The organism is Spirillospora sp. NPDC049652 (assembly GCF_040675125.1).
In the GTDB taxonomy this organism is placed as follows: Bacteria; Actinomycetota; Actinomycetes; order Streptosporangiales; family Streptosporangiaceae; genus Spirillospora.
This window is the reverse complement of the sequence record NZ_JBFAOF010000604.1, coordinates 1-4,501: the sequence shown is the minus strand read 5'-3', so window position 1 is coordinate 4,501 and position 4,501 is coordinate 1. Positions and strand designations below refer to the sequence as shown.

Annotated in this window: 5 protein-coding genes; 3 read left to right on the top strand and 2 right to left on the bottom strand. The window is 74.4% G+C overall.

What is annotated here, in order from left to right; all coding sequences use genetic code 11:
* Window positions 1–924, top strand: a 924-nt coding sequence (locus AB0J52_RS28880; RefSeq protein WP_500185654.1) for a serine/threonine kinase C-terminal domain-containing protein, incomplete at its 5' end; no start/stop codon positions are given.
* Between the two features lie 55 nt (window positions 925–979).
* On the opposite strand, the gene rho is transcribed toward AB0J52_RS28880, so the two are convergent.
* Window positions 980–2,236 carry a transcription termination factor Rho gene (rho, locus tag AB0J52_RS28875; protein WP_500185653.1) on the bottom strand — a complete coding sequence of 419 codons (1,257 nt, stop codon included), beginning with the start codon at window positions 2,234–2,236 and terminating at the stop codon, window positions 980–982.
* Between the two features lie 441 nt (window positions 2,237–2,677).
* On the opposite strand from rho, the gene AB0J52_RS28870 reads away from it, so the two are divergent.
* Together AB0J52_RS28870 and AB0J52_RS28865 are read left to right on the top strand one after the other, a co-directional pair.
* Window positions 2,678–3,448, top strand: a complete 771-nt coding sequence (locus AB0J52_RS28870; RefSeq protein ID WP_500185652.1) for an enoyl-CoA hydratase/isomerase family protein — start codon at window positions 2,678–2,680, stop codon at window positions 3,446–3,448.
* A gap of 165 nt (window positions 3,449–3,613) precedes the next feature.
* The gene (locus tag AB0J52_RS28865; protein ID WP_500185650.1) at window positions 3,614–4,264 is read left to right on the top strand and encodes a DUF4232 domain-containing protein; all 651 of its coding nucleotides are present in this window, start codon (window positions 3,614–3,616) and stop codon (window positions 4,262–4,264) included.
* Window positions 4,265–4,290: 26 nt separating this feature from the next.
* Here the strand turns inward: AB0J52_RS28865 and AB0J52_RS28860 are convergent.
* Window positions 4,291–4,501, bottom strand: a 211-nt coding sequence (locus AB0J52_RS28860; RefSeq protein ID WP_500185649.1) for a response regulator transcription factor, incomplete at its 5' end; no start/stop codon positions are given.

Here is a 4,501-nt window from a genome sequence, read left to right as displayed (position 1 = left end):
CTCGCGGCGATGGTCGCGGTGCTCCTGGGGGAGTACGAGCCGCCGCGCGCCGCCCGGGGGCTCGGCCCGGTCGTCTCCGGGCTGCTCCGTGAGGACCCGCGGGAGCGCCTGACCGCCGAGGCCGTGGAGCGGCTGCTGCGCGACGCGCTGCCCGACCCGTCCGGTGCGTCCGGAGTTCCTTCACCCGCCGAGCCCGGCGACCCCGGCACGCGGGCGGCGCGGAGGGCGGCGAGATCGCCCGGCAAAGGAGATCCGGCGAAAGAAGACGGCCGGGACGACCCGGACGGCGCCCCCGGGACGACCGACCTCGGCGATCCGGACGAACCCGTCGACGACCTCGACCCCGTGGCGATTCCGGCGTCCAAGCGGCCCAGGTTCGGGGCGCTGGTCGGCCTCGGCGCCGCGCTCGCCGGGGTCGCGCTGCTGGGCGCCTGGTCGGCGCGCTGGAACTCGGTGAGCAAGAGCGCCTCGTCGATGGTGCAGCCCCTGCCGGGCGGGTCCGACCAGACGACCGTCTACCGCGCGGCCGGCGCGTTCAGCGTGGAGGTCCCGGCGGACTGGCGCTCGCACCACATCACCAACGGCGTGGCCTGGGCCGATCCGTCGGACGGCGAGGGCCTGACCATCGTCCGGGCCCCGGGGGACGCGCTGTCCGGCCTGCGCGCGGACGAGCGGCGCGCGGCCGGCGCGGGAACCTACCCCGGCTACCACCGGCTGCGCCTGGAGTCCGCGCCGGATCTGGCGCCGGGCGCGGCGGAGTGGGAGTTCACCTGGGACCGGGGCGGCGGCTCGCACGCCCTGCGCAGCCGCGTCGCCGGGTACGAGTTCTTCTTCTTCACCCACGCCAAGCGGTGGACCCCCGGAGCGCGCCTCTACGACCGGATCCTGCGGTCGTTCGATCCGGAGCCCTCCACCGGCGGCTGACCCGGGCGCGGCCGGCCGGCCGCGTCTCGAAGCGTGGTGGAGAGGACGCCGCGGGTCAGAGCGCCTGCTGCATCCTGAGCAGGAACTCGGCGTTGCTGCTGGTGCCCTTCATCCGCTCCAGGAGCAGCTCGATCGCCTGCTGCTTGTCCATCCCGGACATCGCGCGGCGGAGCTTCCAGTTCAGCTCCAGCTCCTCGGGGGACATGAGCAGGTCCTCGCGGCGGGTGCTGGACGCCTCGACGTCCACGGCGGGGAAGACGCGGCGGTCGGCCAGGCTCCGGTCGAGCTTCAGCTCCATGTTGCCGGTGCCCTTGAACTCCTCGAAGAACACCTCGTCCATCCGCGAGCCGGTCTCGACCAGCGCGGTGGCGAGGATGGTGAGCGACCCGCCGTTCTCGATGTTGCGGGCCGCGCCGAAGAACTTCTTCGGCGGGTACAGGGCGGTCGTCGCGACGCCGCCGGCGAGGATCCTGCTGCTGGACGGGGCCGCCAGGTTGTAGACCCGGCCGAGCCGGGTGATCGAGTCGAGCAGCATGACCACGTCGTGGCCCTGCTCGACCAGCCGCTTGGCGCGCTCGACGGCGAGCTCGGCGAGCGTGATGTGCTCGTCGGCGGGCCGGTCGAAGGTGGAGTGCACGACCTCGCCGCGGACCGAGCGCTGGAAGTCGGTGACCTCCTCCGGCCGCTCGTCGATCAGCACGATCATCAGGTGGCACTCGGGGTTGTCGGTGGTGATCGCGTTGGCCAGCGCCTTGAGGACCATGGTCTTGCCGACCTTGGGCGGCGAGACGATCAGGCCGCGCTGGCCCTTGCCGATCGGCGACACCAGGTCGATCACGCGGGTCATCATCGCGCCGGTGTCCAGGCGCAGCCGCTCGTTCGGGAACAGCGGGGTGAGCTTGTTGAACTCGGGCCGTCCGGCGGCGGCCTCGGGCGCCAGCCCGTTGACCGACTCGACCGAGGCGAGCGTGGCGTACCGCTCCCGGGCGGACCGGGGCGGACGGGCCGTGCCGACGACGATGTCGCCGGGGCGCAGGTGCGCGTCGCGGACCTGCGCAGGGGTCAGGTGCACGTCGTCGGGCCCGGACAGGTAGCCGGAGGTGCGGACGAAGGCGCGGTTGTCCTGGAGGGCCAGGATCCCGTTGAACGGGACGACCGGGAGGGGCTGCGCGTCCTCTCCGCTGGTCCCGGCCTCCTCGGCGGGGCCGTCGGTGCGGGCGGGGGTGCGGGCCGACGCGGCGCGCGCCCGGGTCCGGCGGCGCCGGTCGGCCTGCGCGGGCACGGCGGCGTGTTCTGCCGTGGTGGTGGTCATGCGGGTCCCTTCATACGGCCGCTTCTCCGGCGGCGCGTGAGCGAGAGGAACGAGTGAGGGAAAAGGAAGGGCCTGGCCTGGCAGGCGGAAAAGTCGGCTCCCTGGAAGGCTGCGGGCGGCGCGGGGCCGCACAGGCTGTCACCGGGCGCTCAGAGGCCCGGGGCGGGGAACGTGCGCGTCTCCCGGGCCCGATCACGCTGGACGCGGACCGGAGCGCCGTATCGAACGGAGACGCTGATTTGACAGTACAGCACAATCCGCGTTCTGTGCATTCCCGCCCTACCTGCGCCAGGGCGGTGCCAGGGCCGCCGCCGAGGCCGCGCCCGCAGGGCTCCGGCGTCGAGACATCCCGCGTCACCCCGCGGGAGCCCCCGGCACCCGGCGTCCGGGGTGAAGGGAAGCCTCCGTACGATGGCGCGCGAACGGGCGGAAGGAGCGCACATGGGCGACGGGGGACGGCTGCGCGGCGGCGTCGCGGACGGCGTGGGCACGATCACGATCGACCGGCCCGCCAAGCGCAACGCGATGTCGGCGGACATGTGGCGCGAGCTGCCCGAGCTCCTGGACGGCATGGCCGGGGACCCGTCCGTCCGGGTGGTGGTGCTGACCGGGGCGGGCGGCGACTTCTGCGCGGGCGCGGACATCGCCGAGCTCGCCGACATCAACCGGCCCGACAAGGGCCACCTGTCCACGCTGGCCGAGGAGGCGCTCGCCGCGTTCCCCAAGCCGACCGTGGCCGCGATCGAGGGCTTCTGCGTGGGCGGCGGCTGCCAGCTCGCGGCGGCCTGCGACCTGCGGTTCGCCGCCGCGGACGCGCGGTTCGGGATCACCCCGGCCAAGCTCGGCATCGTCTACCCGCTCTCGGCGACGGCCCGGCTGGTCCGGCTGGTCGGCCCGGCCGCCGCCAAGTACCTGCTGTTCTCGGCCGAGCTCGTGGACGCCGCGCACGCGCTGCGGATCGGGCTGCTGGACGAGACCGTCCCGGCGGGAACGGTCCACGAGCGGGTCGCGGAGTTCGCCGCGACGCTCGCCACGCGCTCCCTGCTCACCCAGTGCGCCACCAAGGACATCGTGGACGCGCTCGCCGCCGACCGCCCGGCCGAGGAGGTCGTCCAGGGCTGGCTGGACGAGGTGGCGGCGGGCGGGGACGTGGCCGAGGGCGTCGCGGCCTTCCTGGAGCGCCGCCCGCCCCGCTTCACCTGGACCGGTTGACCCGGATCGCCCGGGCCGGCTGACCCGCCTTGCCCGGAGGGGCCCGCCCGGCTTGCCCGGACGGGCCGCCCCGGTTCGCCCGGAGGGACCGAGCCGGTTCGCCCGGACGGGCCGACCCTGGAGCGGCGGTTGTGGCGGGGCACCGGCTTTGGCAGGGTGTTCGCCATGAAGCCACGTACCGTTCGCATGAGCGTCACGCTGGCCGGGGGCGCGGCGGCCGTGGCCGTGGCCCTCGCCGGATGCGGGGACACCAAGGCGGGCAGCACGGCGTCCGGGACGTCGAAGGTGACGACCTCGCCGGACGCGTCGCAGGGACCGGGGACGACCGGGGGCAAGGCGACGCCCGAGACCGTCCCGTCGCACGTGAAGGCGGGCGAGACCGGCGGCGCGGCCGCGCGCTGCAAGGCGGCGGAGCTGCGGGCGGGCTGGCAGCGGCAGCCGGGGGGCAAGGACGGGCACGTCGTCGCGACGCTGATCCTGACCAACAAGTCGGCCAGGGCGTGCACGCTGGCCCCCGGATGGGCGACCTTCGGCAAGGGCACGCCCGGCCGGTACCAGCAGCTCCGCACGACCCAGGTCAAGATGCCCGGCGCCGGGACGACGATCACCCTCAAGCCGGGGACGTCGGCGTTCGAGGGCGTGAAGTACGACGCGACGCCGGGCTGCCCGAGCATCGGCGGCTTCGGTGTGAAGGTCCACGACGGCTGGAACGAGGTGAGCGGTCCGGGGGCGCGCGGCCCGCTCCCGCTCTGCCCGGACTCCTTCACCGCGGGGACGATCCAGCCGACCATGAACGGCGTGAACTTCCGCTCCTAACGGTCCCCCCCTGGGACCGGCCGGGGTCAGCTGTTGAGGTAGGCGAGCACCGCCAGCACGCGCCGGTTGTCGTCGTCGGAGACGGCGAGGTCGAGCTTGGCGAAGATGTTGGCGGTGTGCTTGGTGACCGCGCGCTCGGTCACGACGAGCTGCTGCGCGATCGCCGCGTTCGAGCGGCCCTGCGCCATCAGCTCCATCACCTCGCGCTCGCGCGGGGTGAGCCGGGCGAGCGGCGAG